At 66.6% G+C, this 730-nt stretch carries 1 protein-coding gene and 1 tRNA gene; one reads left to right on the top strand and one right to left on the bottom strand.

Features of this window, described 5'->3' with window-relative positions:
• Positions 1-556 (top strand): tyrosine-type recombinase/integrase (locus tag LCE31_RS40055; RefSeq protein WP_225023240.1); only part of this gene is annotated, 556 nt, incomplete at its 5' end.
• Between the two features lie 100 nt (positions 557-656).
• On the opposite strand, the gene LCE31_RS40050 is transcribed toward LCE31_RS40055, so the two are convergent.
• A tRNA-Pro gene (locus LCE31_RS40050) sits at positions 657-730 on the bottom strand.

Genomic DNA, 730 nt, shown 5'->3' with positions numbered 1-730 from the left:
CTTCGCCGCGAGCACCGCCGCCCGGATCGGAGAAGTCTCAGGCTGCCGCGTCGCAGACATCGACACCAACCAATGGATCTGGACCGTTCAGCGCCAGACCACACCCGCGCCCGGCGGACTCACCGACAAAGGCACCAAGGGCAAACGCGCCCGGAAGGTACCCATCATCGAAGAGATCCGCCTCCTCGTGGCACAGCGCATCCTCTCCGCCGGCCCCGCCCCCGACGCCCGTCTGTTCACCGGCCCCCGCGCAGGACCCATCTCCACCGCCGTCCTGCGCGACGCCACCCACTGGGACGAAGTAGTCACCCGTCTCGGCTACGAGCACCTGCGCCGCCACGACCTGCGCCACACCGGACTCACCCGGCTCGCCGACGCTGGAGTCCCCCTCCACGTACTACACAGGATCACCGGCCACGGATCCCTCACGACCACACAGCGCTACCTACACCCCGACACTCACAAGATCACAGCCGCCGGTACAGCACTCTCCGCGCACCTCAGCGTGCTCCACGCCCCACGAACCCTTCCCAGCACGACCGTCCTCACCCGCTGACACCGGTCAAGCAACACTGGTCCCCAACTGGTCCCCAAAAACGATCAAAGGCCGGTCTCGGATTTCTCCGAAACCGGCCCTGACCTGCGACTGTCTCCAGTCGGGACGACAGGATTTGAACCTGCGACCCCTTGACCCCCAGTCAAGTGCGCTACCAAGCTGCGCCACGTCCCG

Origin of the sequence: Streptomyces sp. 8L, assembly GCF_020176795.1 — a bacterium.
GTDB lineage: Bacteria > Actinomycetota > Actinomycetes > Streptomycetales > Streptomycetaceae > Streptomyces.
This window is presented reverse-complemented; position numbering and strand designations above follow the sequence as displayed.